This window comes from Candidatus Aeolococcus gillhamiae (assembly GCF_016464765.1).
GTDB lineage: Bacteria > Chloroflexota > Dormibacteria > Aeolococcales > Aeolococcaceae > Aeolococcus > Aeolococcus gillhamiae.
In genome coordinates this window covers 1-26,868 of the sequence record NZ_JAEKNS010000154.1, presented here as the reverse complement: position 1 = coordinate 26,868, position 26,868 = coordinate 1, and the positions used below count along the sequence as shown (strand labels likewise).

Here is a 26,868-nt window from a genome sequence, read left to right as displayed (position 1 = left end):
GGCAACGCCCGTGCGTTGCCGGCCCACCATGGATGCTGCGAAGGCCTAGCCGCTGAAGTTGACCGGGCCGTGCCAGGAACCCTGGGCGTACCAGCCCTCCCAGAGTTTGGCGCCGGCGCCCTGCCAGAAGACGATCTGCTGGCTGCCGTCGGTGGTGACCACGGCGCTGGGCGCCGAGCTCAGCAGGCCCTGGCCGGCGAGGGCGGAGGCGGTGATGTCGGCCGGGCCGTGCCACGAGCCGAGGGTGAACCAGTCCTCCTGGAGGTGTCCGCCGGGGCTCCTGAAGAAGACGATCTGGGTGGAGCTGTCCGGGGTGACCGCGACGCTCGGCGACGACGCGAGGGTGCCGAGGCTGGTCAGGTCAATGGGACCGTGCCACGAGTTAAGAGTGAACCAGTCCTCATTGAGGTGGTTGTCGAGGCCCTGGAAGAAGACCAGCTGCGTGGAGCCGTCCGGGGTGATGGTGGCGCTCGGCGCGGAGGCTAGGGTGCCGAGGCTGGCGAAATCGACGGGGCCGTGCCAGCCGCCGGCGCTGAACCACGCCTCACCGGGGTGACCGTCAGCGCCCCGCCAGAACACGAGCTGGGAGCCGTCGGTGGTGGTGACCACCGACGGTGCGGAGGCGAGGGCGCCTTGGCCATTGAGGGCGGCGCCGGTGATGTCGACGGGCCCGTTCCAGGAACCACTGAACCACGCCTCAAAGAGGTGGCCGCCGGGACCCTTCCAGAAGACGAGCTGGGTGGAGCCGTCCTTGGTGACCGCGACCGCCGGGGTGGAGGTAAGCGCGCCGAGCTGCGGGAAGGAGATCGGACCGTGCCAGCTCCCCTGGGCGAACCACGCCTCGTTGAGCTGACTGGTGGTCGTGCTCTTCCAGAAGACGAGCTGCTGGCTGCCATCCGGGGTCACCGCCGCCTGGGGCGCGCCCACGTTCTTCGGCAGGAACGACGGCGTCCCCGAGAAGCTGTAGTTGTCACCCGAGGTCACCGTGGGACTCGTGCCCCTGTCCTGGGCGGTGACCGTGTCCGTGCCACCGCTGGGGAGGCTGCTGGGCGCGTGGTAGGTGATCGACACCATGCCGTTGTTGTCCGCGACGAATGTCTTCGGAGTGGAGGTCAGCGGCTTGGTCAGCGTCGGGTTGTTGTCGACGGCCGTCGCGCTGCCCGCACCGACGAAGGACAGGAAAACTGTGCCACTGGGAATGCCAGCGCCAGCGGCGTCCTTGACGATGACACTGAAGGTGACCGAGGCGCCGGCGGCCAGGGATCCCGTGGGGGCGATTGGCGGCGCCGGGCTCCACCCGTACGAGGCCACGGCGGAGAAGGCGTACGCATCGGACCCAGTGATAGTGGGAGTTGCCGAATCACCGGCGGTGATGACATCCCGTCCGGAGGTTGGCACGGGACCCGGGGAGGGCGTGTACGTGATGACCAGTTGGCCGCTGCTTGCCGGGAAGGAGGTCGGTGTCGGGCCCAGGGCCGTGGTTCCGACCTTTGCAGAGCCGCCCACGGTGCCGGGGGGCTTCAGACCGACCGATGCGAACGAGAGAAAAATGTTGGACCCCGGAACTGGCGCGCCGGTCGAGTCGGCCGCCGTCACCGTCACTGAGATCGGCGCCGATGCCGTCGTCAGGGTCCCGGCTGCCGCAATGGGCTTGGGGGTGAACGTGTACTTGGTCACCGGTCCGGCCGCAGCCGAATGGTGGAAGGTGCCGAAGCCTGCCGCGGCGACCGTGGCAAGGGCGGCGAGGGCGATGACAAACCGCTGACGAACCATCAGATGCGAACCTCCTGGGGTCTTTTCTCGAGATTGGCCGCACGCAGGCTAACACCCGCGGCGATTTTTGGATTCATCTCAAACACTCGTTGTTAATGAGTCGCGCGCCTGTCTCACTGGCACATGACCGCGCTCAACGTCTCCACACACTATACGCACTGTGCACATTCGCACAACCCTGGTCGCGTCAATCGTTACCGCGCAATCGCTGAGGCGCAATCGCCGGTACAGACTGACGCGAACGACCCGCGTGCTTGCCGCGAGCGGCTCCTAGCCACTGAAGTTGACGGGGCCGTGCCAGGAACCCTGGGCGTACCAGGCCTCCCAGAGGGTGGCGCCGGCGCCCTGCCAGAAGACGAGCTGGGTGGAACCGTCGGTGGTGATCGTGGCGCTCGGGGCCGAGGTCAGCAGGCCGGCACCGCCGAGCGCGTTGGTGATGTCGGCGGGGCCGTGCCAGGACCCCTGGGTGAACCAGTCCTCCTGGAGGTGGCCGGCGGGGCTCTTCGAGAAGACGATCTGGGTGGAGCTGTCCGGGGTGACCGCCACGCTCGGCGACGACGCCAGGGTGCCGAGCCCGGCGAAGTCCACGGGGCCGTGCCAGGCGTTGAGCGTGAACCAGTCCTCATTGAGGTGGTTGTCGGCGCCCTGGAAGAAGACGAGCTGGGTGGAGCCGTCCGGGGTGATCGTGGCGCTCGGCGCCGAGGCGAGGGTGCCGAGGCCGGCGAAGTCGACGGGGCCGTGCCAGCCACCGGCGCTGTACCAGGCCTCGCCGAAATGGCCGTCACCGCCGCGCCAGAAGACGAGCTGGGAGCCGTCCCTGGTGGTGACCACCGACGGTGCGGATGCGAGTGCGCCCTGGCCATTGAGGGCCGCGCCGGTGATGTCGACGGGCCCGTTCCAGGAGCCACTGAACCAGGCCTCGAAGAGGTGGCCGCCGGGACCCTGCCAGAAGACGAGCTGGGTGGAGCCGTCCTTGGTGACCGCGACGGCCGGGGTGGAGGTGAGTGGTCCGAGCTGCGGGAAGCTGATCGGGCCGTGCCAGCTCCCCTGGGCGAACCACGCCTCGTTGAGCTGGTTGGTGGAGGTGCTCTTCCAGAAGACGAGCTGCTGGCTGCCATCCGGGGTCACCGCCACCTGGGGCGCGCCGACAGCCTGTGGCGAGAAGGGCGGCGGCGGAGGCGGCGGCGGCCCTGACCCAACGCCGAACGCGCCGCTGATGTCACCGTTGGCCGGATCGGACGACGCGCCGAGCTGACCGACACCGTATGTATTCTCGATCCCCCGGAGGATACCGAGGAGGTTTCCGCCCGCGGTGTATGCACCGGCACCGCTGTTCTTGTTGGAGATCACCACGGTGGCGACGTGGCCACCATTACCCCCGTGCCAGCCGCTCGTGTCAGTGCCCACCGACTCGTCCCAGGTGACGATGATGGTGCCATTCTGCCGGTACCAGGCCGAGCTCATGATGGACGGGAGGTTGTTCTGCAGCCACGTGTCGCCCGTCGACACTGCGTTGGCGGTGCAGGGAGTGGTGCTGGTGTGCATGTCGTTGCACTGGTTGGGGGTGATCCACACGAAATCGGGCGGCGACGAACTGTTGAGGTCCGTCGACGCGTTGGGGCTGTACGGAACGACGTTGGCACACTGCGCGGGGTTGTTGCGAATGCTCGCGAAGGCGACGAACGGGTTGTGGCTGGCCAGGTAATTGCCGGAGTCCCCGACCGTGTAACACGGGCTGGGCATGTCCTCCATGTACGCCTTCCAGCTGAGCCCCGCGTTAGCGAGTTCGTCAACGACGGTTGTGTTGGCGTACGGAAACGGGGTGCCAGTGGGGTCCGTTCCGGCGATGAGGTCGTAATAGTCGGGGATGCTGCCGTGGGCCTGTGCGTACCACCTGGTGGCCGACCTGTATTGCGAGGCGAGCGAGTTGATGTACGGCGCGGTCGAGTTGCCGATGATGGAGGGCGAGCCGTCACTGGCGCTGTACGCCTTGTTCTCTTCGACGATGACCATCACATGCGGCGGCGTTCCCGCAGCCGTCGCGCTGACCGGACCGACCAGGGCGAGATGGCCTGCACCCAGAACGCCGATGACCGACGCGCTGAGAGCCAGGGCGGCTGCGCCAGGCACGCTGCACCGCCAGCGGCCGCGGGCCCGTCTCGTCGCCGCCGGGCCGATCATTCCACTGCGCAAGTCAATCTCCCCTACCCTATGCCTCACCGGTGGCCGTCCTGGAGAAGCTTGTCCACTATCATAGGGGAAAGCGCCGGATGGTGCGATTGGTAGTTTCGACACCAATCCACCAGATTCGTTCCTGCAGCCCAGACCTCCAGGGACCGTGGTGGCGGTCGGCGCGCGGGACGACGTGGAGCTGAGCAAGCTGTTCTCGGTGCCCAACTCCGGCGCCACCCTGGTCGCGCGAGCTGACGTGGGCGAACGCCCCGCCGCGACAGCGGCGAGCGAATCATGTTGATGAAGCGCTCTCGCGCCAGACCTTCCGGGGTCGCGCGGCCACCTCGGCGCCGTTGACCCGGCCGATCCTCCGCGTCGCGCCGAACGCGGGGAAACGAATCCTCCGACATGACGTCTGTGGGATGACCGCACAGGCAGACTGTTATGAAAGCGGACCGCGAAGAGCACAGAATCGATCTGGCACACCCCGCTGTATTCCCGCGTTCCTGTCCTCGCCTGTCCCGCCGTGCGCTGGACGTTTGGATGCCGCTGGGGCAAGCCGCCTTGTGGCAAAGGTGGTCGTCGGCTATCCTACAGGAGGCCCACGCTCGCGTTTGTGTGCGTGAGTCGCGCAAAGATTAGGGGGGATCAATGGTCGGGAGGGGGCGATTCTTTGTACGTCGCGGGGCGACGTCGATCAAAGTTGTTGGTCTGGCCGGTATTCTCGCCGTCGGGTTGATCGCGGGCGACCGCGTCACCGTCTTCGGCGCGTCTCCCGCGGTATCGGAATCCTTCGGAGCGGCCAATTTGTCCGCCGGAACGTCTCTGCCGGCGACCGGCGCTGCCACAGGTCCCGCTGATCTGCTCGTCACAACGATCCGGACGCGAGCGCTCGGTAGCGCCGCCACGGTCACGGGCGTGACCGACGCCGCGAGCAACACCTGGACCAAGGCGACGGGGGTGACCGCCGCCCAGGCCGATGAGGAGATCTGGTACTCGAGCGGCGCGAAAAGCGTGACCGGGGTGACCGTCTCCGTAAGCTCCGCAGCGTCCATCAGCTTCACCGTGCTCGACGTCACCGGCGCGTCAGCCCCGGTGGACCAGCAGGCGACGTCTTTCGGGACCGGCACCGCCGCGACCACGGGCACCACACCGCCCACTACCGCGGCGAGCGAGATCGCCATCGCCGACATCGGCTGGAACAGCACGGCGACACCGAGCGGTCAGACGCTCGGGTACCAGACGACCACCGTCTTCCAGTCCAAGGCGAGCGGCGTCGCCAGCGGTGAGCAGGCGGCCTGGACAGCGCTCTCGGCAACTGGCACGCAGACATACGGGGCCACGTTGAGCAGCTCGGTGGCGTGGACTGGGGCCATCGCAACATTCAAGGCGGGTGGCGGGCCACCCCCACCAGCGCCAACCATCAGCGGATTCAGTCCATCGAGCGGCCCCGCGGGGACGTCAGTGACGATCACGGGAACGGGGTTCACGGGTGTGACGGGCGTGACCTTTAACGGGGTGGCCGCGACGATCACCGGGACGTCGACGGACACGCAGGTTGTGGCGACGGCCCCGGCGGGTGGAACCGGCGCGATCGTGGTGACCACGCCTAGCGGTTCGGCGAGCACCACATCGTGCGCGCCGAGCCCGTGCTCTCCGACAACCTTCACCGTGACAACCGCCGGGCCGCAGCCGCACATCATGTTCATCATTGAGGAGAACAAGGCATATAACAGTGCGGTCGGGTCACCATATATCATCGGAAATTCGAGTGCGCCATACATCAACAGCCTGGCGAACACGTACCGGTCGGCGACAAAGTGGTACGGGGACGAGCACGGCAGCCCGTCCGACTACTACGACCTCATCTCGGGCAACAGCCAGCAGGGCAGCAGCAAGCCGTACACGGCGCCAACCATCGCCGACCAGTTCAACAGCGCGGGGATCCCGTGGCTGGCGTATATGGAGGGTATGCCGAACGCTTGCTACACCGGCCAGCCCACGGCCTACTACAGCCCGACACACAATCCCTTCGCGGCATTCAGCAACTACTCCACACTGTGCGGCAACGTCACTCCCTATCCGTGCCCGATCTCGTCCGGATGTGCAAACAGCTCCACCGGAGCCACCAATATGGTGGCGACGCTCGACGGCGCCAACGCGCCCGACTTCGTCTGGATCAGCCCCAACATGTGCGATGACATGCACACGAATGGCAATCCGTGCCCCAGCAACGGAGTTGCGACGGGCGACAATTGGCTGAGCCACAACCTTCCGGCAGTGCTTGCGTCCTCCTGGTACCAGACCGGCGGCGTCATCGTCATCACATGGGATGAGAGCATCGGCAAGGACATCTCCGGCGGGGGCATCCCCGGCATCACCGGCGGACACGTCGCGACCGTGGTGATCAGCTCGCACAATCAGGGTGGGGGCCAGTTCACCTCTGCCGGTGACCTGTTCGGCATCCTCCACGGCGTCGAGAAGTCGTACAACCTGCTGCCCTTCCTCGGTCAGGCCGCCAACGCAGGCAACGGAGATATCAGCCAGGCGTTCTAGATACTGCCGGCCGCGCCGGGCGCAAGCGGGGACAAGCGTGAAGGGTGGGCGATTCCGCCGCCGTAGTGCCTCTTTTCGATCTGCCGTGCTGCCGGCCCTCGCGCTGGCGGCAGCGGTCGGCGCGACTCTGCCGATGCTACACATGGTGTCGGCGAACGCCAACTCCGGGTTTGTGCAGTCCTTTGGTGCGGCGAACGGGACCGGCAGCGCCACACTGTCGGCATCGCCGGCGACCGCCACCACGGCAGGCAACCTGCTCGTCGCCACCGTCAGGGATCGCAACGTTACCTCGCCGGCACTGGTCGCGAGCGTCACGGATTCGGCGTCGGATGTCTGGGTCCGCGCGGCGAGCGTTGCCCAAGGGCAGGCGGTGGAGGAGATCTGGTACGTCGCGAATGCCGCCAGCCTGTCCGCGGCTCAGTCGGTGACGGTGACCGTCGGCGGCACATCCGCGTCCAGCTCGGCGATCGCTCTCACCGTCATCGAGGCGGCCGGCGACGCGTCGACAAGTCGCGACGTGTCGGCGACGGCGTCGGGCGCCGGCACGGCCGCGTCGGCCGGAACCACCGGCACCACCTCGCAGGCGAGTGAGATCGCAATCGGCGATGTCGGTTGGAACGGCGCCTCAACACCCAGCGCCCAGGCTGCGGGATACACGACGACCCCGGCCGAGCAGGCCAAGGTCGCCGGCGGGCAGGCCGGCGAGCAGGCGGCATGGCAGGTCCTGGGCGCCACCGGACCACAGACCTACGGCGCCAAGCTCAGCTCGTCGGTGGCGTGGACAGGGGCGATAGCCACGTTCAAGCTCGCCACAGGACCGACGCCGACCCCCACGGCGACAGCCAGTGGCACACCGACAGCCACTGGCACACCGACGGCCACGGCAACTGCCACCCCGACACCGCCAACCGAGGGGGACTGGCCTGAGTACCTGCACGACCCGCTGGGAAGCGGCTTCACCAGCGAGACCTTGGTCAACCCGTCCAACGCCGCAGCGCTGAAGCCACAGAAAGGCTGGCCAGTGGCATTGACGAATGGAGCGGTCTGTCCGAGCACGCAAGACACCTGCTCCAACATGATCTTCTCGCAGCCCATCGTGGCCACCGTGAGCGGTGCCACCCTGGTGTACGCGGGCTCGTGGAACGGCAGCGAGTTCGCGCTGTGCGCAGCGGCCTCGTGCACCGTGGGCTCGACCACGTACAGCGACGGCCAGGTGGTGTGGAGCACATACATCGGTCGCACGAGCGGATGCGGTGGTCCCCAGAAGAGCGCCGTTCAGGGAGTGACGTCCGCAGCCGCGGTGGCCACAGTCGCGGTCAACGGCGTGAGCCAGCCCGTGGTGTTCGTGGGCGGGGGAGGAGACATCGCCCAGTCGGGCGCCGTGATACCGGGTGCGACGTCACAGTACATGGCGCTCAATGCCCTCACCGGCGCCGTGCTCTGGCACACGTCGCTGGGATCCGCTCCCACCAGCTACTCGTGGAGCTCGCCGCTGTTCGCCAACGGAAGCCTGTACGTCGGCATCTCGTCGCTCAGCGACTGCCCGCTGGTGCAGGGAGGGCTTGCCCAACTCGATCCCGCCACCGGCACGGTGCTGCACTCCTTCGCGACCGTGCCGAGCGGCTGTTTCGGCGGCAGCATCTGGGGCTCCCTGACGTCGGACGTCGCCGGCAACGTGTATGCGGCCACAGGCAACCCAGGGGGCGGGTGCACGTCGTCCGAGCCCTACGCGCCGGCGGTGCTCGAGCTGAGCCCCACGCTCGCATTGGCGGGGTCCTGGCAGCTGCCCGTCGTCGAGCAGGGCCCTGACAGCGACTTCGGCTCAACGCCAACCATGTTCACCGGCACGGTCACGCCCGGCGGGACACTGTTGGCGCTGGTGGGGGTGGCCAACAAGAACGGCATCTACTACGTCTTCCAGCAGGGCAGCCTCGGCGCCGGCCCGCTGCAACGCGTACGCGTCGCCAACGGGACGGGCGGATTCAAGGGCAGCATCTCGCCCAGCTCGTGGGACGGCAGCAGGCTGTACATCGCCGGTGGAAACACGAGCATCAACGGGACCGCATACGTCGGCAGCCTGCGTGCGTTCGACCCCAACAACCTGGCGGCGCCGCTGTGGCAGGTCGGCTTCACCAGCGGCGCGGCGGTGGGAGCGGTCGCCGCCGATCCCGGACTCGCCATGGTGGGACATGCGCGCGTCGAGACCATCGTCAACACCCAGACCGGCGCCGTGCTGTTCAACGCCACCGCCGCCTCGGGCGGCTCTTTCTGGGGAGCGGCCTCGATCGCCCACGGCGTCATCTACGTCGGCGACACGACCGGGATTCTGCACGCCTACAGCGTCAACGGAGTCTGACCGACACTATCCAATCAGCCGGTTTGGTGTGGTTGCTGCTGCGACATTTGATGCGTTTGCGTCTCCCGCCCCACCCTTGCGATACTTGCGGCGCGGGTTTAGGGGGGCACCTATCACGGTAAGGAGATACACGTCGTGGCAGCCGTTGCACGCGCCTGCGCGGGCCGACGTCAACGCCGCGGTCACGGGCGCCGAGGATGGACAACAGGTCTGTCTCGACATGTCACCTGCTCACGACGAAATCGCACAGCCGAGAGGAGTCGCGGAGTCTCCTGCGTACGGTGGTCGCATGTCCTTGCGCACCCGCCTTCACCGTTCCGCTCCCACTCCCGGCGCGACTGCGCCGACTCCTTCGTCGTCGCGCCGATTCGCCCGCTGGCATAGTGACTCGATCGCGCGGACCGGCGTTGCCGTCCTCGGCATCGTCGCCATCGGCGCCATCAGCGTGCTCGCCGTGGAGGAGCACAACCCGACCGCCGTGCATCGGGTCAATGGGCCACAAGCCGTCACTCGGTGGAACGCACTGGACGGCCATGAGCGGGACCATGTGCCGGCGCTGCACTCGATACCGGCGGGCACACCGAAGCCCGCGCCGACCGCAAAACCCTCTCACGCGGCGACCGCGCTCGTACCGCCGTCATCGGGGCAGGCGCCCATCCGCCGAGCGGCAACAGTGGTGCGTTCCGGCCTTCCGCACGTGATGGTGATCATGGAGGAGAACAAGGGGTACGCGGCCACTCTCGGTTCGTGCGCATCGGACCCCTACTACTGCTCGCTGGCATCGACATACGCGACGGACACCTCCTGGTTCGGCATCGGCCACCCGAGCGCGCCCAACTACATCGGCATCGCCAGCGGCGGGATGCAGGGGGTGACCAGCGACTGCACGCCGCCCGCGTGCGGGCCGTTCGGCGCCCCATCGCTGGGTGGACAGCTCACCGCCGCAGGGATCCCGTGGCGTGCCTACATGGAGAGCATGCCGTCGCCCTGCTATGCCAACGGCAGCTCGGGCCTCTACGCCGAGAAGCACAACCCGTTCCTCTACTTCAACGATGTGCGGGCCGCGGCGAACTGCGCCTCGGTCGAGCAGCCCTACCCGGGGGCCGCAGGCCTGGTCTCCGCCCTCAACGGTCCGGGCGCGCCGGACTTCGTGTGGATCACCCCCAACCTCGCCAATGACATGCACGACGGCAGCGTCCAGCAGGGCGATGCGTGGCTGAGCGCCAACCTCGCCCCCGTGCTGGCGTCGCCATGGTTCACAGGAGGCAACGCCACCGTGATCGTGACCATGGACGAGGGCCCGTCCGCCAACCAGATTCCGATGGTCGTGATCTCCAGCAACGCCAAGGCCAAGGGTCCCGTTGCAACGCCGGGCAACCACTACGGCACGCTCGGATCCATCGAGCGCGCGTACGGCCTCGGCCTGCTCGGCGCAGCAGGGAGCGGCAGCAGCGGCAACCTCGTCTCCCTGTTCGGCGGCCCCAAGTGAGGCCCAAGCCGCCCATCATCGGCTGATGCTGGTCTTCTTCATCGGGACCGGGCGGTGTGGCTCCACCCCGGTTGTCGAGGTGGTCAGCCGCCATCGTGACGTCGGTTTTGTGTCCAACTTGGACGACAAGCTGAGCCAGCTCAACATGTCCGGCCGCTGGAACAACGCCCTGCACCGCCTCTCGCCGCCGCGCGACCCGCGCATGCGCCCGTTCCGTGACCGCCGCAAGCTCATCGAGCTCGGCCGGTTCCGCGTCGCGCCGTCGGAGGGCTGGAGCATCCTCGACCGCCAGGTGGCCCCGGTCATCTCGATGCCCTTTCGCGACCTCCTCGCGGAGGACTGTACGCCGTGGCTGCAGGGCCGTCTCAATGGCTTCTTCGAGCGGCGCATGGCGGTCCAGGGCCGGGGCACCTTCGTCCACCACTTCACCGGTTGGCCGCGCACAGGCATGCTCCATGCCGCCTTCCCGGATGCGAGGTTTGTCGAGGTGGTTCGGGATGGCCGCGCCGTCGCCAACTCCTGGCTGCAGATGGGCTGGTGGCAGGGCTACCGCGGCCCCAACGCCTGGCACCTCGGACCGCTGCCCCCTTCGTACGCGCAGGAATGGGACGACTCGGGTCGATCCTTCGTGACTCTCGCGGGCCTCGGCTGGAAGGTGCTCATCGACGCCTTCGATTCGGCCCGCTCGCTGATCCCGCCGTCGCAGTGGCTGCGCGTCCGCTACGAGGATGTTATCGCCGAGCCACGCCGCCACGTCGCCGAGATCCTGGACTTCAGTGGACTGGAATGGACCGACGAGTTCGAGAGGTCGTTTGCGGAGTACCCGTTCGTTGGCTCACGCATCGAGGGCTTCCGCCGCGATCTCGATCGGGACAACATCGCGCTCCTCGAATCCAGCCTTGCACCGACGCTTCGCACGCTCGGCTACGTTGTCGACGCACCCGAGCCGAAGTCCGCGCTTCCCTGAGGAACCGCGAGCCCTCTCCGGCCCGAACGTGCCGAGAATGGCACACCGCACCATCTACCAGAAACGCCTACAGTGGCGGGTGCCTATAACGGCACAGGGCACAGGGGGCGGGCTCTTGATGCTAGCGCGTCCACAGCGATTGGCCGCCGGCGGCACTTGGTTTGCACGGCAGGCGCGCTCGCTCGCGCTCGGTGGGATCGTCGCCACCACCGTGATGGGGTGGACAGTGGCGCAGGCCATACCCGGGTTCGGGACATCGTGGGGGGTCGCGCAGAGCTTTGGTGCAGCCAGCGCTTCGACGGCGACCTCGCTGACAGCGTCGACGGCGACCAGCACAGGAAGCGGCGACCTACTCGTGGCTGCCATACGAGCACGCGACACCAGCGCGCTGTCGACGGTGAAAGGCATCTCCGATTCCGCAAGGAACGTGTGGGTCAAAGCGGTGACGGTCATCCAGGGTACCCAGGCGGACGGCGAGATCTGGTACGCCGCGCATGCTGTAGGCGTCGCCGGTGTCACGGTGACGGTCACAACGCCGGCTGCACTCGCGATGACGGTCCTCGACATCACCGGCACCTCCGCGACCGCGTTGGACCGCACCGTCGCACTCTCGGCGAATAGCGCATCGGCGTCGACCGGGACGACGTCCGCAACGACCCAGGCGAACGAGATTGTCGTTGGCGCCATCGGATGGAACGCGAAGGTCACCCCCAGCGCGCCTGCTGGGTACGCCATCGGGACCATCGAGCAGTCGAACGCCTCGGGAACAGCGAGCGGCGAACAGACGGCGTGGAAGGTGGTCAGCGCCGACGGTCCGCAGGGATACGGAGTTACTCTGAGCAGCCCAGCTGGTTGGACGGGCACTATGGCCACGTTCGCGATAGCGACATCGCCACCGCCGACGGTGACGGGCTTCAGTCCCTCCGCTGGACCGGATGGCGGCACCGTCAGCATCACCGGCAGCGGGTTCACCTCCGCAACCGGGGTGGCCTTCAACGGCATCAGCCAACCTGTCTTCACCGTGAACAGCGACACCCAGGTCACCGCCACCGTGCCCACCGGAGCCACGAGCGGTCCGATCACGGTGACCAACTCCGGCGGTGCGGGCACCTCATCACGGTCCTTCACGGTGCAGCCCACGATCACTGTTCTGAACCCCACGAGCGGCCCGATCGGGGCCGCGGTGACGATCTCGGGGTCAGGCTTCAGCGGTGTCACCGGCGTAGCCTTCTACGGCGGAACAGCCGCGACGGTCACGACCTCCAGCGACTCGCAGATCTCCACGAGCGTTCCTAGCGGAGCCACCAACGGCCCGATCACGGTCACCACCGCGGGTGGAACAACCAGCTCGTCCGCTTCGTTCACGGTGACGACGCAGCCGGCCACACCCCACGTGATGGTTGTGCTTCTCGAGAACAAGGGCTACGCAGCCACGCTGGGTAGCTGCGGCGCAGGCTCGCCCGACCCGTACTTCTGCTCCCTGGCATCGGCGTACACGAGTCTCACCTCGTGGCACGCCCTGTCTCACCCATCGCTGCCCAACTACCTCGCGTTGGTCAGTGGCTCAACGCAGGGATGCACCAGTGACACTTGCAAGGGTCCCTACACAGGCCCGGAGTTGGGGGGACAGTTGACGGCGGCAGCAATTCCAATTCCGTGGGCCGCGTACATGGAGACGATGCCATCGGCTTGCTATACGCAGGGGAGCAGCGGAGCGTACGTCAGGAGGCACGATCCCTTCCTGTACTTCAACGACGTTCTCAACAATGGTTGCGCCAACGATGTCCTGCCATATCCGGGAAGCAGCGCGATAGCGCCGGCGCTGACCGCACCGGGCGCGCCTGACTTTGTCTGGATAACCCCAGACCTCAATGACGACATGCACAAGGGCACCATCCAACAGGGCGATGCTTGGCTGCAGGCAAATATCGCCCCCGTGCTGAGTTCCCCCTGGTTCACGGCGGGCAACGCCACGGTCATCATCACAATGGATGAAGGCCTCAGCTCAGATACAACGAATCAGGTCCCCACTGTGATTATCTCGAGCAATGCTCAGGGGAAGGGCAATGTGAGCGCGCCTAGTGGCAATCACTACGGGCTGTTGCGTTCGATAGAGGAAGCGTTCGGATTGCCGTACCTCGGCGCAGCCGCGGACCCAACCAACGCCGATATCTCTGGCCTCTTCGGCTAGCCGGGCGATCCCGGTTCGCTGCAGACTCTCGCGCGCGTCACCGACATTGGCGATGAGGTAACGACCGGGTCACGTCTTACCGGATCATTGCCGAGCCGTGACGGAGACCGCCATAGAGTGGGCCCCAGATCGCAAACGGCAGCGCTGCGGATCGTGACGTCACCGAAGCCGTGAGGCGGTCCAGACCACAGACTCTGGATCTGCCCCACGCCTCTTGCGGGGGCGCGCGATCGGTGGCGATGCCCTGGAAAAGGGGATCACACAATGATCCGACGCTATCTGTCGCTAATTCCGCTCGCCTTCGCGCTGCTGCTTGCGGCCTCGTTCACGGGCGCGCGCACGCCGGCGAACGCCTCCGCTCTCGGTGCGCGCAACCCCTACGCGCAGCCGTTCGCCAGCTCGTCCATCTGGAACCAGCCGATCGGCAGCGCGGCGTCGTATGTGCCGGCGCGGATCGCGCCACCCACGGTGCGTGCGCTGACCGCTGACCAGACGTTCGTGCTGATGAACCCCAAGGCCCCGATGACCACGATCACGCGCAACGGCGGTCAGCACGCCAACCGCTGCAACGGCAACGGCACGGTCGCCACGGTGCCGGTCCCGGCGTCGCTGGTGGTGCCGTCGTCGACGTCCAACAACGGCTACGCGGCGGTCGAAGCGGACGGCAAAACGGTCATCGAGGGCGGTGACTTCGCACGCTGCGCGCCCGGGTCGACGCCGACCGTCGGCTCGGTGAAGGTCATCGGCTCGCTCTACGGAGATGGCACCATTGGCGGCGTCGGCGGCTCTGGCCTGTCCGTTCTCGGTGGCCTGCTCCGCGTCAACGAGTTGGTGCCGGGCGCGACGATCACCCACGCGCTGCGCGTCAACCTCGACGGCAGAGCCGACCTCTTCAAGGCGCCTGCTGCGACCTGCTACCGCTGGCCGGCCACGCGCTGCGACGGTTACGGGCCCGCGCGTTACGGCGGCACCAACCCCGCGCTGAAGATGGGCGCGCTGCTGGCACTGCCGGCGAACCTCGACCTCAGCAGCCTGGGCATCTCGTCGGGTCCAGGGCTGATCCTTGCCCGCGCGCTCCAGAACTACGGCGCATACGTCAGCAACGACACCGCCCGGCCGGTCTTCAGCATCGTCACCGAGGCGGGCGGCGCATCGACCGTGGCGCAGTTCCAGAGCGCCTGGGGCTTCTCGTTCACGACCTCTGGCGTGAGCGGCAGCCCCTGGGCGAACGACATCATGCTGATCCTCAGGCACCTCGACGTGGTCAACAACAACGGCCCTGCTTCCGTCGGTGGCGGCGGCGTCGCCCGCGTGCCGCAGGCCCCTCCGCTCGACGGCTCGGGCGGTCCCACGCCGACGCCCTCGCCCACACCTAGCGACTCGCCGACCCCCTCGCCCACGCCCTCTCCGACGGCGACGCCGCGCCCCACCGGCACGCCGACGCCGAATCCCACACCGTCCCCGACCGGAACGCCCACCTCTTCGCCGACGCCCACGCCAACCGGCGGGAAGCCGCACGTCATGGTGGTGATGCTGGAGAACAAGGGGTACGGACCCACGCTGGGGACGTGCACCGCTGACCCGTACTTCTGCTCGCTCGCGGCCACCTACGCGTCGTACACAAACTGGCATGGCGTGGGCCACCCGAGCCTGCCCAACTACCTCGCCTTCGACAGCGGAAGCTCGCAAGGATGCGCCTCAGACAGTTGCGCCACGGGCCTGAGCGCCACCGACCTCGGCGGCCAGCTGTCCATGGCCGGCGTCCCGTGGACCGCGTACATGGAATCCATGCCGTCGCCGTGCTACACGGGTGGGTCGGCGGGCGGATACGCCAGGAAGCACAACCCCTTCGCCTACTTCACCGACAACGGCCCGACCTGCCACGTGCAGCCGTACCCCGGAGCCGCCGGGATGGTGGCGGCGCTCGACGGCCCGGCCGCCCCTGACTTCGCCTGGATCACCCCGAACCTCATCAACGACATGCACGATGGGACAGTCCAGCAGGGCGACGCCTGGCTCCAGGCCAACGTCGCGCCGATCCTCGCCTCGAGCTGGTTCACCAACTTCCCGTCCACGGTCATCGTGACCATGGACGAGGGCGACTCGGGTGGGTCGAACCAGATCCCGCTGGTGGTCATCTCGCACGCCAGCAAGGGCCAGGGAGCCATCGCCACCGCGGGCAACCACTACGGCACCCTGCGCTCGATCGAGGAGGCGTACGGCCTCGGTCTTCTCGGGGGCGCAGCGGCCGCCGGCATCGCTGACCCGATCCACAGCTTCTGACAGCAGGCGCGCTCCGTGCCCGGCCCATCCCCTCGGGTGGTGCCGGGCTGCGCGAGCTGTGGTTTCACCCCAGTTGCGCGATTGCTCAGCCTTTGCTGACGGGCAGCGCAGCCACGACGGACGCGAGAGTCGCTGCTGGCACCGCGTTGTACCCCTTGGGCAGCTCAACCGCGTTGGCGCCGACGGAGGCTGCCCACTGGAGAGTCGTGGTCAGGTCACCGATGCGTGTCAGCGCCGCGGTCTGAAAGGAGATCGGGCTGCCCAGCAGGATCATCGCCTCATACATGTGCTGGTACAGCCCCGGCTGCAGAGGAAAGCGGATGGAATTGTTCTCGAGCACGCACTGCGGGCCGAGGGTCACTCGGCAGTAGTGCATCATCTGCTCGGTGAAGTCCTCGTCGGAGGCGTGAACACCGGCGCCGACCACCAGCTGATAGGGATTGAAGGCCACGCCGATGCGCGTGCTGTGCCATACGGTGCCCAGCTGGATCTCCTGGCTGATACACGACTTGTCCGCGTTGATGGTGAAGCCCGCGCTGAGAAGGTTCTGCACGGTGGATGGATCCTCGACGTCGCGGATCATGGTCTCGGCGTAGAACGTCATGCACCGCGACACGGTGACCTCGCGAATCTCCGGCACGGAGTCGTACCGGGCGGCGAGGCGCTTCCACAGGTCAGCGTACGCGGCGCCGAAGGCGTCAGTCCAGAAGCGCCCGACCGTGCCGGTGAGCGCCCCTGCCGTCACCGCCACGGGGGGCCCGCCGAGTTGTTTCGCCCAGGCAGGCGCGTACACACCCGTGTACAGGCGGATCTTGATGCCGACCGGCGTCTGACCAGCGACGGCATTCATCCGTCGCGCGGTGGTCATCGCCTGGTCGATGGCATTGTTCGCGACGATGTCGCCCGGCGTGGGCTGGAGGTCGCTCCAGTTGACGGCGACGACGAAGTTGGTGACGACGTTGCGCAGAGCAGCCGCAGGCGGACCGTCGCGATCGATCAGGCCGTGGAGCATCGGCTTCAGGTTGCTGTTCAGCGTTGGTTGCGGGCTTGCCGGCGTGGAGCTCGACCGGCTGGGGCTTGCGGTCACCAGCACCGGTGTCTGCTCGTCGCACCCGGCGAGCGCCACCAGGAGACCGGTCACGACGAGCAGCCCTCGCGTCGACCACGCCACACGGACGGCACGTTGAATCGCCGCTGATCTCACCCGCGACAGCCTAGCACGCCCTCATCGCAGCACCCTCGCGAGGCGGGTGAGGCAAGCGGGCGCTTCGTCAACCACGTAGCACGCGCAGGTACAGGTCCTCAGTGGCATCGGTCGCCGCATCCCAGTCGTATTCGCGCACCACCCGGTCGCCGAGCCGGCGTGCGCCCTCGCGCTCGGTGGACGGCGACGCGAGCACTCCGGCCAGCGCGTCGTGGAGCGCATGCGCGTCGCCGCTGCGGAACAGCCGACCACCGGGCCCACTCGCGCCGATCACCTCGCGGTGCGGAGGGATGTCGCTGGCGATCAGCGGGAGTCGATATGACGCCGCCTCCAGGAGAGTGAGCGGGAGCCCCTCCAACTTCGAGGGCAGCACGAACGCGGCGGCGTTGCTGTACAGCTCCGCCAGCAGCTCGCCATGCACCGGGCCAGTGAACACGATTCGTTGGTCGGACGCGGCATCGCGCTCCAGGGTGCGCACGTATTCGTCCGTATAACTGGACCCGCCGGCGATGAGCAGGCGCGCGCCCGTGTCGAGTCCCCGGAACGCGCGGATCAGCAACGCCGGATCCTTTTCGGGCACCAGTCGCCCGACGAAGAGCACGTAGTCACCGCCATGCACACCCCAGCGCTCGGTGATCAGCCGCGGCTGCCGGACCACGGGCACGGACACGCCGTTGCGGATGTGATGGGCCTCGCGCCCGTGGTGGGTTCGGTAGTAGGCAGCGAGAGCGGCCGACACGGTGATCGTCGCGTGGGGCACATGGGCGCTGATCCATCCCGCCCCGCGCAGAGCAATGCGCGCGCCCAACCCCCACTTCTCACGGTCGTAGTCGAGGCCATGGACGGTGAGCACCACCTTGCGCGCCGACAGCAGGCGCGGCAGCGGCGTGAAGACCGACGGGCCGATCGCGTGGTAGTGGAGGATCTGCGCGGACTCACGGCTGGGCATCATCGCCGCCGTCGTTGACAGGCCGCTGTGGACGAGCGCCTCGAGGTGCTTGGTCGGCGCGGTGGGGACGTAGCGCACGCGCATGCCGCGGTGCTCGCTGACATGGGTGCTGCTGTAGTTGTTCCGGGTGTACACGGTGACCTGGTGCCCGCGGGCGGCCAGCCGTGAGCCGATCTCCTCGACGTGGTGCTCGACGCCCCCGATGGTGGCCGGCACGCCGCGCTGACCGATGAAGGCGATACGCAGCCGCTTCACGCGGCGCTCGCGGGGCGGAGGCTGACGCCGGCATCCCGGTACGCCGTTTCGATGCGCTCCAGGTGTCGCTGCGGGGAGAACTCGGAGGCAACCCGCTGACGCGCGCGCTCGCGCATCGACATCCCATACCCGGGGTCGGCGAGGAACGGCGCCAGCGCCCCGGCAAGTGCGACGGGATCGTTGGCCGGCACCAGGTCGCCGGTCGCGCCCGGCTCGATCAGCTCGGGCAGCCCTCCCAGGGCACTGCCCACGACGGGGACGCCGCGGGCCAGCGCCTCGAGCACCACCATGGGCTGGTTCTCGTACCACCGCGAGGGCACGACGACGACCGACGCCGCCCGCATCATGCGGTCGACCCCGGGCTTGTCGAGCAGCCCGTGGAAGCGCACGCGGCCCGGCGCCACCTGCTCCGCCAGAGCGCGGAGCCGCGCTTCTTCAGGCCCGGCGCCGGCGATGTCGAGGGTGGCGCCGTCCAGCATGCCCACCGCGCGGACGGCGACGTCGACGCCCTTCTCCGGGGAGAGCCTGCCCGCGACGAGGATGCCACCACCCGGTTCGTCCTTGAGAGCGAGCGGCGCGTAGTCGATGAAATGGGGCACGTGGCGCAGGCGGCGCACGAACACACCCGCCTCGGCCATCTTGTCCGCAAGGAAGCGGCTGGGACAGACGAACACCCTGACCGGTGCGTACGCGCGGGTTGCGGTGTGGATGAACAGCTCACCCGCCGCCGCTGCGCTGGCGGCGAGGGAGCCGTCCTTGCAGCGGCGCAGCAGCGCGTTGTGGAACTTGCCGCCGAGGCATGCTTCGCAGATGTTGCCGTGGTCGAGGAACTGGTACGTCGGGCAGGCCAGTTTGTAGTCGTGCAGGGTCATGACCGCGGGCAGGTGACGGCGCGCAACCGGCCGCAGCACCGAGGGCGAGAGCTGGTGATAGATGTTGTGCAGGTGCACGACGTCCGGCTCGAAGCGGTCGATGACGGCGTGCATGCCGCGCGCGGCTGAGGTCGAGTACACCATCCGCGCCGCGCCCCTGACACGCCCGCTCATCGTGGTGGGCGGCGGCTCCATCTCGATGTGGCTGGGGAAGAACTGCTGGTACTCCAGGTGCGTGTTCAGCGGGTGTTGCATGCCGAAGAACGCGACGGTATGACCCGCAGCCACCTGCAGGTCGGCGAGGTCCTCCATGTACGCCTCGGCTCCTCCACGTCGATAGAGGAACTTGTTGACGTGGAGGATCCTCACGAGGCGCCGCGGGCTGAGCTCAGGCGCCGTGGGGCGCCGGGAGTGGCCTGAGGTTGTCGAGCGGGGCAGGCTCGTCCTCCTCCGCGGGCGCGGGGAGCCCGCGGAGGACGGCGTTCTGCCGGTACTGCGTGACCGCGAAGGCCGCGGCGGCGAAGGCGACGTAGTACCAGAGCACGATCACCTCGCTGATCACGTTGGAGACGATGCTGATCAGCACGAAGGCGATGACGCAGCCGGCGAAACCGACGGCGATCGACCGCTCGTAGCTGGAGGGTCGCCGCTTGGTGAACCGTAACGCGTGTCGCGCGACGACCACCATGCTGATGAGCAGCGCGAAGTAGGCGACGGTGCCCACCACACCGGTCTCGACATACGCTCGCAGGAAGTCGTTGTGGGGCTCCTTCTGCTGGTTGGTGGCGAAGGAGCTCATCTTCAGCCCGATCCCCGTGATGGGGTCCTTGGCGGCAAGGGGCAGCACCTGGCCCCAGTAGTTGAAGCGCCAGGTCAGCGAGTTGGACGCCGTGCCTGATGGGTTGGTGGACTGGCCGAGGTCGGCGAAGCGCGCCGCGATCGTCGGCACCGCGACCAGCGACACCAGCATCGTCCCGATCATGATGGCCAGCATCGCCCGGCGACGGCCGAGGTACGCGACTGCGAACAGCCCCACCACCACCGCGATCCACGCGCTGCGGGTGTAGGTGAAGTACAGGCTGATCACACTGCAGATCAGCAGAGGACCCATGGCCAGACGCTTGCGGATGCTGAGGTGCGGGAACAGCGCGGCCCCCATGACGATGAGCATGGTCAGGTAGATCGCGAAGGGGTTGGGCTGGGAGAACGTGCCCTGGTAGCGGTCGAAGCCGCCGCTGCTGAACTGGGTGCGGTGGAACACCACGTTGAACATCGTGAGACCCACGGGCAGCAGCGCCGAGACGTAGATCGCGCCGATCAGCCGCTTGATGCTCTCCCTGTCGACGAGCATCACCTCGAGAACCGCGAGCATGACCACCACTGCCGTGACACGAATCGCCTCGAGAAAGCTGACCGAGACGCTCGCCGAGTCGATGATGCTGAGGAACCCCGCGGCGGCGAACAGGCCCAGGCAGATGCGGTGGATGGACGCGGGTGGCGCCACGCGGCCCTCCCGCTTGCGCGTGAGGTACCAGAAGAAGGCGATAAGGATGAAGATCACCGCCAGGCCGCCGGCGGGGTCGAGCCCCGACGCCGACGCGGTGGCGACCCCGGCGGTCCCGGTGCTCGTCGACGACGGCTTGACAACGTCCATGCTCGATCGCAGCACGATCGTCGCGTACACGAAGGCCTCGAAGTTGACCACCCCCAACAGCACCAGGGCGAGCCCAGCGACGAGCGCGATGGGCAGGATCACGAGCAGCTTTGAGCCGCCGGTGGCCGCGACCATGGTGCTCTCCACCGCGAGCACGACGATCACCACCCCGCAGAGCGCCATCAGCAGGCGCTCACGCGGGCTCGAGGTCGGCGATCCGTGCCGGAGTCGGGAGTTGCGGATGAGGGTTGCCATCAGTGTGCTACCGGTGCGTGAGCCCGCGGGCTGTGGGTACCGTGCACTGCCTCATGACCCGGGGCAACCCGACCTTGCCGAGGGCGATCACAGACGCCGATACGCCTTGCATTGTAAGGGAAAAAGTTGGTCATGACAACCTCTCAGCGTCGGCTTGGAGCGCGGCTGTCGCCGGCCGTCTCCGCAGCGAGCGCCAGGTCGTCGAAAGATCCTTGCCGGCGAAGAGCAGCATCGCCAGGGCGAGGATGGCGACCCCGCCCAGCCCGGTGACCGCGGTGCGGAGAAAGAGCGTGCCGGTCGAGAGGGAGTCGTCGAGCTGGAAGAGCAGGACCGCCCCCACCATCGCTGCTCCGCTGATGACAGAAGCTGCGACGAGCCGCGGCGCCAGACGTGCCAGGCCGCGAGCCGGTGAACCGATCGCGCGACGCAGGCAGTACCAGGCGTGGGTAACGTTGACGAACTGGGCCAGCGAGTACGCAAGCGCGATCCCGATGATGGCGTTGCGGTTTCCCCACCCGAATGGCAGGGTCAGAAGAGGCAGGAGAGCCAGGTTGGCGAGCACGCCGTAGACGGTGTTGTGCAGAGGCGTGCGCGTGTCCAGGCGGGCGAAGAACGGCGCCAGCAGGACGCGCTGTAGAGCGGAGCCGACGAGGCTGATCGAGTACACGGCGAGAATCACTCCGAGCAGCGAAGCGCTTGCCCGGGTGAAGTTGCCCCGCTGGAACACGGTCAGCGCGGCGGGCTCAGCGAGGACTGCCAGGAAGACGGTGAGCGGCACGCTGAGCGCCAACATGATGCGCAGCCCCAGCCCGGTGATGCGCAGCGTCTCGCGATTGTCGCCACGGATGTGAGCCTCGGTGAGGCGCGGCACGAGGGCGACGACGACAGAACGGAAGAAGATGGTGCCGCCGATGGCCGAGATGAGCCGGTAGCCGTAGTTGAGGATGGTGATGGAACCCACCGGGAGAAACGACACCATCAGCTGCTCGCCAAGGCGGGCCAGCGGGTTGCAGCCGGCGGCGACGAACGGGCGCACCGACAGTTTGCCGACGGCGCGCAGCTCTTGGTTCTTCAGGTCGAGCACAGGGCGCAGGCGTAGCCCGCGTCGCACCGCCATCGCCGTCATGAATGACACCTGGCCGACAGCGCCGGCGAGGTAGCCCCAAGCGACGACGGCGATGACGTGCCGCGGCCCGACCAGAATCACGGTTGCAGCCACGCCGCTCAGCACGACGTTCATCAGCGCGGGCACGATGAACGCGTAGCGTGCGTTGCAGAACGCCCGCATCACCTCCGAGACGGCCACCAGCGGCACCATCGCGAAGACGATGGGAACCATCGTCGCAGCGGTGGAGACCTCGTTCGAGGAGATGCCAGGTGCGGTGATCCGGATCAGTGGTGTGGCCAGGAGAGAGGCGAGGACCACGAATGCGGCACCGGCGACGATGACGACGCCGACGATCCGCGACACCAGGCGGCTGGTGGCGGCGTCACCGTTAGCCGTCATCGACGTCCGGAACGCGGCGACGAGTGCCTGGTTGGCAACCACGAGGACGACGGCAACCAGGCCCAGTGGAATCCGCGCGGCGACGAAGAAGGCGTCGGTGTTGCGCCCCGCGCCAAAGCGCGCGGCGATGGTGATGTCCAGCAGCAGGCCGACCCCGACACTGACAGCCGCCGCGACACCCGTGAGCCCTGACTGGCGGATGACGGCGCGGTCCGAGTGGTGCCCGGCGGTGTCCGCCGGGTCCCCTGGACCCCGTCTCACGCCGCCCACTTCTGCCGCTGTTGGCGATGCACGTCGTCAAGGCGGGCCGTCAGCTGGTCGCACAGCATGCGCACCCGCGGGTCGAGGTCCAAAGGCGGCCGGCCCCCGGACGACGGCGATCGCAGGTGAGCGACCAGCCCGGGGCGGTAGGTGAGGTCGAGGAACGAGCAGAGGGCGCCCATGGCCCCCGGCGGGTCGCGCAGAAGGTCCTGGTACGAGGCGAGCATCACATCGTTGCGCTGCTCGAGAAGGAGCTCGAAGTAGAGACCGTTGCGCATCCACCACATGAGAGCCGCTGCGCTCTCCGGGGTCATCGTCCGGTAGTCGAAGCTCGAGAGCACGCCGAGGGTTTCCGCGGAGAGCCGCTGTGCCTGCCACATGTCGTCGCCCCTGCCCGCCGCGATGTCCCCAAGCACGAGGAGGTTGTTGCGCCCGAACTTGCTCACCGCGGAGCGAACCCGCCCGTCAACGTCGCGGTACGCCCAGATGGCGCGCCCCGGAGACGGGGTGCTCACGTCGTCGAGGAGGTGATCGACCCGATGGGAATCGCAGAGTGGCTTGAAGAGCACGTAACGGTGCCGGCTGGCGAGCACGATGCGCTGGACGACCTCGTCGGAACGTAGCTGGAACAGGTGGAACGCGGCGCTGTCGTTCTCGTTGCGCACCTCGAACTCCGGCGCCGTGTCGAGTCCGCGCGCCAGCATGTTGGTGCCGGAGCGCTGCAGGCCCACCAGGTAGACGGGGATGGCGCGGCCCGCCGGCTGCGGGTGAGCCCGGCGCCAGCGGCGCTTGTCAGCCGCGACCCGGGCGCGCGTGATGGGGTTGAGCTCGTCCTCCTCGACGAGGCGACCGAAACCCTCGGTGCGTCCCCAGCGGAGATGGCGACGCACCTTGCGGACCAGGCGCCCGGCGGAGCGCTCGTTCGCCGGGGCGCGGTCGAAGATGGTCTCGGCGGCGGCGGAATCGACGGCCGGGGCGCGGCGCGCGGCGCGCAGCGGGTAGCCGTACCGCAGCAGAAGTGGGGCGGTGGCCGCAGCCACGAGCCGCCGGTCGCGGCTGGGCATGTCGGTGAGCCAGCGTGTGTCGGCCCGCAGGTGAACGATGCCGTTGCGTAGCCGGTCAGGGTTGCCGGCGACGCTGTGGTTGCTGTCGAGGTGGACCGTGCCACCCACCAGCGTGGGCGCCTGCGCGGGATCGGTGCCAGTCATGGCGAGGATCCGCGCCACCGCTGCTGCCGGGTCCGCGACAAAGTCCTCGTACCGCAGGCGCAGGTAGCTGTGCGAGCGGCCATCGAACAGCGCGCTCGCGGCGAGGTTCCAGACGTCCCACAGCATCGAGCTCTTGGCAGGACCGATCTTCTCCATGTGCAGGCGGCTGGCGCCGTCCGTCAGCGCTTTGCGGCTTGCCCAGGAGTGCGCCGCCCCGCGAGGGTCGCGCACGAGGTGCACGACACGCAGGTCGATGCCCGGCGTGGCCGCGAGCAGGGTGGCGTAGGCGGGCAGCTTGGACGAGTCGACGATCACCCGGCTCGAGGTGACCTCCGCGATGGCGGGATACAGCGCCGCCAGCGCCTCGCGGGCGGGTGCAGCTGTCGCCCCCCGCGTCGGGTCGAGGCCGGGCAGCAGGCGTCCCGACACCATGCGCGGGAGGTGACGGATCCTGCCGGTGTCGGCGAGCCAGCCGACCATCGCCCGCGGGTCGACCGCCGCCCCGCGTCGCGCCGCCGTCGCCAGGACCTCGGTCCACACGGGGCATTCGGCAACGGGGACGCCGCACCCGCACAAGCGGTTCTCGATCAGGCCCCGCTGCCAGAGGAAGCGAACCTCGCCCGCGGCGAAGAAGCCATCGACCTCGCCAAGGACGTTGGCCAGCACGGTGCTGCCGCTGCGACCCGTACCTGCGATGTAGAGGACTGTTGTAGACATGTTTGCTCGTCCGGACAGCCCCGCCCAGCGGCGGGCGGGGCCTGCCTAGACCTACCTACTGGCGCTCGTGCGGCTCTGTTCGGCCAGCTCGCCTTCGCCACGCGCGTCCGGTGCGTCGACGGGTGCACCGGTCGGAACAGCGCCGTTCTTCGCAGGCGGCTTGGTGGCCGTCTGTGCCGGCCTTGGAACCGCCCGGCGCCTGAACCTGGTGCCGATGAAGCCCGCCGGCGCGGCGCCGGCGGAGGCCGCGCGGCCGTCCGCGCGAGCGTCGCTGCTCGAGGTTGCGGTGCTCACGACGGCCGGCCGCCGGGCGCGCAGCAGCTCCTTGAGGAGGATGAGCGCCAAAGCGAGGATGAGCGCCACGGCTGCGGCGATGGCGGTGAACCTGAGGATGTCACCCACCCGGGACACCTTGCCGAGGTTGGTGACGCTGACCGTCTTGGGGTCGTGGTTCGCCGTCAGCAGGGCCTGTGCGTCGGCAAGCAGCTGCTGGTCATGGGACAGGACGGTGAGGGATGCCTGGCGCTGCTCGGTGAGCGAGGTGTACTGACCGACCTGCGTGGCCAGCGTGGCCAGCTCAGCCTGTCGCTGGGTGATGACCGCCTGCAGCGCGGCCGCACGCTTGCTGTCGCCAGCGATGTTCGACTGCTGGAGTTGGAGAAGCAGCTGCGACAACTCGGCCTGCTTGATCTTGAAGTCCTGGTCGGGGAAGAGCAGCCCGGTGTTGGTCGTGTACTGGGTGATCGCAGCGTCGGCCTTCGCCAACGAGGTCTGCCCGGAGTTGAGCGCATTCTGGGCCTGCACCAGCTGTGGCTGGGCCACGGTGTCCAGGGTGGCGACCGTCGCCGCCCTCACGACGTCGGCCACGCTGCTCTTGACCGGACCGACGTAGGTGACGTGGATGATGTTGCTCGATGCCGTGACCGTGGCTGCGGTCAGGCCGCCGACCAGGTCCTTGGTCGGGACCTTGGTCGCATTGGACACCGCCTGCACCAGCGGCTGGGAGATGAGCACGTCCTTGAACGTCGCCACGTACTGGGCGGCGGCGCTCGTCGAGAAGCCCTTGGCGGCGACCGCGGGCACGACGACCGTGGCGTCGGCCTGGTACTTCGCCGGCTGCTTCAGCATCAGCGCCCCTGTCGCTGCCCCTGCGACCAAGGGCAGCACGACAGGCAGCCAGAGCCACCGTCTGATCGCGCGGAGGTAGTCTCGGATTTCCATGGGTCAGGGAACAATGCGCTCGCCGCCCTTGCGGCGTGCGCCGGCGACGATGAGCCCGAGACCAAGTGTTACAAGCGCGAGACCGCCCGCCGCGGGCCCAACGAGGCCGGCGCCGGTCGATGGCGTCGAGGCACCGCCGGCGGCGATGGCTTGGACGCTCCCCGCGGGTGTGGGCGTGGGCGTGGCCGCCGCGACGCCGCCGCCGCCGCAACCGAGGACGCGGATGAAGCCGGACGCCAGCGTCTCACGATCGCGCGCAGCACCAGGGCCCGTCTCCGGGGCCCACACGTCGAGCTGGTAGTAGCCGCACTGGGTGATGGTCCGCGTCAGGGCGAGCTTGTGATCCTTCTCGGATGCGGTCAGGCTGAGCTTGAACGACTGCATTCCCGCGATCTCATCCTGGGTCGTCCCCGCCGGCCCGTTGAAGGTGATCCCCGCCTTGCCGGGCTGGCCGTCAGCGACGTTGGCGCCCTTGTAGGTGAGGATGTGGTTGGCGGAGAAGTTCAGCGCCACGGTCTGTGCGGACTTGGTGAGGTTGCTGACCAGGACGTCGAAGGTCACGGTGGCATGACCCGAGGACGCGTCGAGCGACGCAGGGCTGACCGGGAACCCGGTCGGGGCCTTGGCGGCGAGGACGCCGTCGAAGTTCGGGTTGCCTCCCGCCGCCACGGAGGTTGCGGAGATCGTGAGGGCGCAGAGCGCAGCGCCTCCAAGAGCGAGAGCTCCGCCCGTCCGTCTGAGCAATCCGTTGCTGTTCCTGGTCATGTCCCTTTCCCTTTTGAGGTCCTTGGTCTCTGTGTATGGTGCACGTCGTCGTCCCATTTTCAGGTGGGCGACGGTGTCGGTGGCGGTGGCGGCGTCGGTGTCGGTGTCGGTGTCGGCGGCTTGGGCGCAGGGGGCGGCGTAGTCGGAGGTGGCGTGCCGGTCGGCGGTTTCGTCGGAGGCAATTGAGGATCCTGCAACGGAACCGTTCTATCG

At 68.1% G+C, this 26,868-nt stretch carries 16 protein-coding genes; 6 read left to right on the top strand and 10 right to left on the bottom strand.

The window, feature by feature from the left end; all coding sequences use genetic code 11:
- Positions 1-45: 45 nt before the first annotated feature.
- Complete coding sequence (locus JF886_RS15760) at positions 46-1,773, bottom strand: DUF8189 domain-containing protein (protein WP_337314166.1); 1,728 nt, start codon at positions 1,771-1,773, stop codon at positions 46-48.
- A 270-nt stretch (positions 1,774-2,043) separates the two neighbouring features.
- The gene (locus JF886_RS15755) at positions 2,044-3,903 is read right to left on the bottom strand and encodes an alkaline phosphatase family protein (RefSeq protein ID WP_337314164.1); all 1,860 of its coding nucleotides are present in this window, start codon (positions 3,901-3,903) and stop codon (positions 2,044-2,046) included.
- 960 nt (positions 3,904-4,863) lie between these two features.
- Between JF886_RS15755 and JF886_RS15750 the strand changes: the two genes are divergently transcribed.
- The 6 genes from JF886_RS15750 to JF886_RS15715 all read left to right on the top strand — a co-directional run bounded on the left by JF886_RS15750 (position 4,864) and on the right by JF886_RS15715 (position 15,787).
- On the top strand, positions 4,864-6,501 hold the full coding sequence (locus tag JF886_RS15750; protein WP_337314162.1) for an alkaline phosphatase family protein: 1,638 nt from the start codon (positions 4,864-4,866) through the stop codon (positions 6,499-6,501).
- 85 nt (positions 6,502-6,586) lie between these two features.
- Positions 6,587-8,857: a PQQ-binding-like beta-propeller repeat protein gene (locus JF886_RS15745; RefSeq protein ID WP_337314160.1), complete on the top strand. Its 2,271-nt coding sequence runs from the start codon at positions 6,587-6,589 to the stop codon at positions 8,855-8,857.
- Between the two features lie 289 nt (positions 8,858-9,146).
- Positions 9,147-10,346 (top strand): alkaline phosphatase family protein, encoded by a 1,200-nt coding sequence (locus tag JF886_RS15740; protein ID WP_337314158.1) that lies wholly within the window; start codon positions 9,147-9,149, stop codon positions 10,344-10,346.
- A 25-nt stretch (positions 10,347-10,371) separates the two neighbouring features.
- Entirely contained in the window at positions 10,372-11,313 is a 942-nt protein-coding gene (locus JF886_RS15735; protein ID WP_337314156.1) for a sulfotransferase family protein, read from the top strand.
- A gap of 37 nt (positions 11,314-11,350) precedes the next feature.
- Entirely contained in the window at positions 11,351-13,504 is a 2,154-nt protein-coding gene (locus JF886_RS16860) for an alkaline phosphatase family protein (RefSeq protein ID WP_350340584.1), read from the top strand.
- 264 nt (positions 13,505-13,768) lie between these two features.
- Complete coding sequence (locus JF886_RS15715) at positions 13,769-15,787, top strand: alkaline phosphatase family protein (RefSeq protein ID WP_337314152.1); 2,019 nt, start codon at positions 13,769-13,771, stop codon at positions 15,785-15,787.
- Positions 15,788-15,872: 85 nt separating this feature from the next.
- On the opposite strand, the gene JF886_RS15710 is transcribed toward JF886_RS15715, so the two are convergent.
- From JF886_RS15710 to JF886_RS15675, 8 genes are all read right to left on the bottom strand, one after another.
- Positions 15,873-16,991 carry a hypothetical protein gene (locus JF886_RS15710; protein WP_337314150.1) on the bottom strand — a complete coding sequence of 373 codons (1,119 nt, stop codon included), beginning with the start codon at positions 16,989-16,991 and terminating at the stop codon, positions 15,873-15,875.
- A gap of 67 nt (positions 16,992-17,058) precedes the next feature.
- A complete protein-coding gene (locus tag JF886_RS15705) occupies positions 17,059-18,195 on the bottom strand; it encodes a glycosyltransferase family 4 protein (RefSeq protein ID WP_337314148.1) in 1,137 nt (378 codons plus the stop codon).
- Positions 18,192-19,436, bottom strand: a complete 1,245-nt coding sequence (locus JF886_RS15700) for a glycosyltransferase (protein WP_337314146.1) — start codon at positions 19,434-19,436, stop codon at positions 18,192-18,194. The genes JF886_RS15705 and JF886_RS15700 overlap by 4 nt, the downstream gene beginning before the upstream one ends.
- 19 nt (positions 19,437-19,455) lie before the next feature.
- Positions 19,456-20,976: an O-antigen ligase family protein gene (locus JF886_RS15695; RefSeq protein ID WP_337314144.1), complete on the bottom strand. Its 1,521-nt coding sequence runs from the start codon at positions 20,974-20,976 to the stop codon at positions 19,456-19,458.
- A 130-nt stretch (positions 20,977-21,106) separates the two neighbouring features.
- The gene (gene murJ, locus JF886_RS15690) at positions 21,107-22,744 is read right to left on the bottom strand and encodes a murein biosynthesis integral membrane protein MurJ (RefSeq protein WP_337314142.1); all 1,638 of its coding nucleotides are present in this window, start codon (positions 22,742-22,744) and stop codon (positions 21,107-21,109) included.
- On the bottom strand, positions 22,741-24,669 hold the full coding sequence (locus tag JF886_RS15685) for a sulfotransferase (RefSeq protein ID WP_337314140.1): 1,929 nt from the start codon (positions 24,667-24,669) through the stop codon (positions 22,741-22,743). The genes murJ and JF886_RS15685 overlap by 4 nt, the downstream gene beginning before the upstream one ends.
- 51 nt (positions 24,670-24,720) lie before the next feature.
- Entirely contained in the window at positions 24,721-25,836 is a 1,116-nt protein-coding gene (locus JF886_RS15680) for a GumC domain-containing protein (protein WP_337314138.1), read from the bottom strand.
- A 57-nt stretch (positions 25,837-25,893) separates the two neighbouring features.
- Positions 25,894-26,655: a hypothetical protein gene (locus tag JF886_RS15675; protein WP_337314136.1), complete on the bottom strand. Its 762-nt coding sequence runs from the start codon at positions 26,653-26,655 to the stop codon at positions 25,894-25,896.
- Positions 26,656-26,868 lie beyond the last annotated feature (213 nt).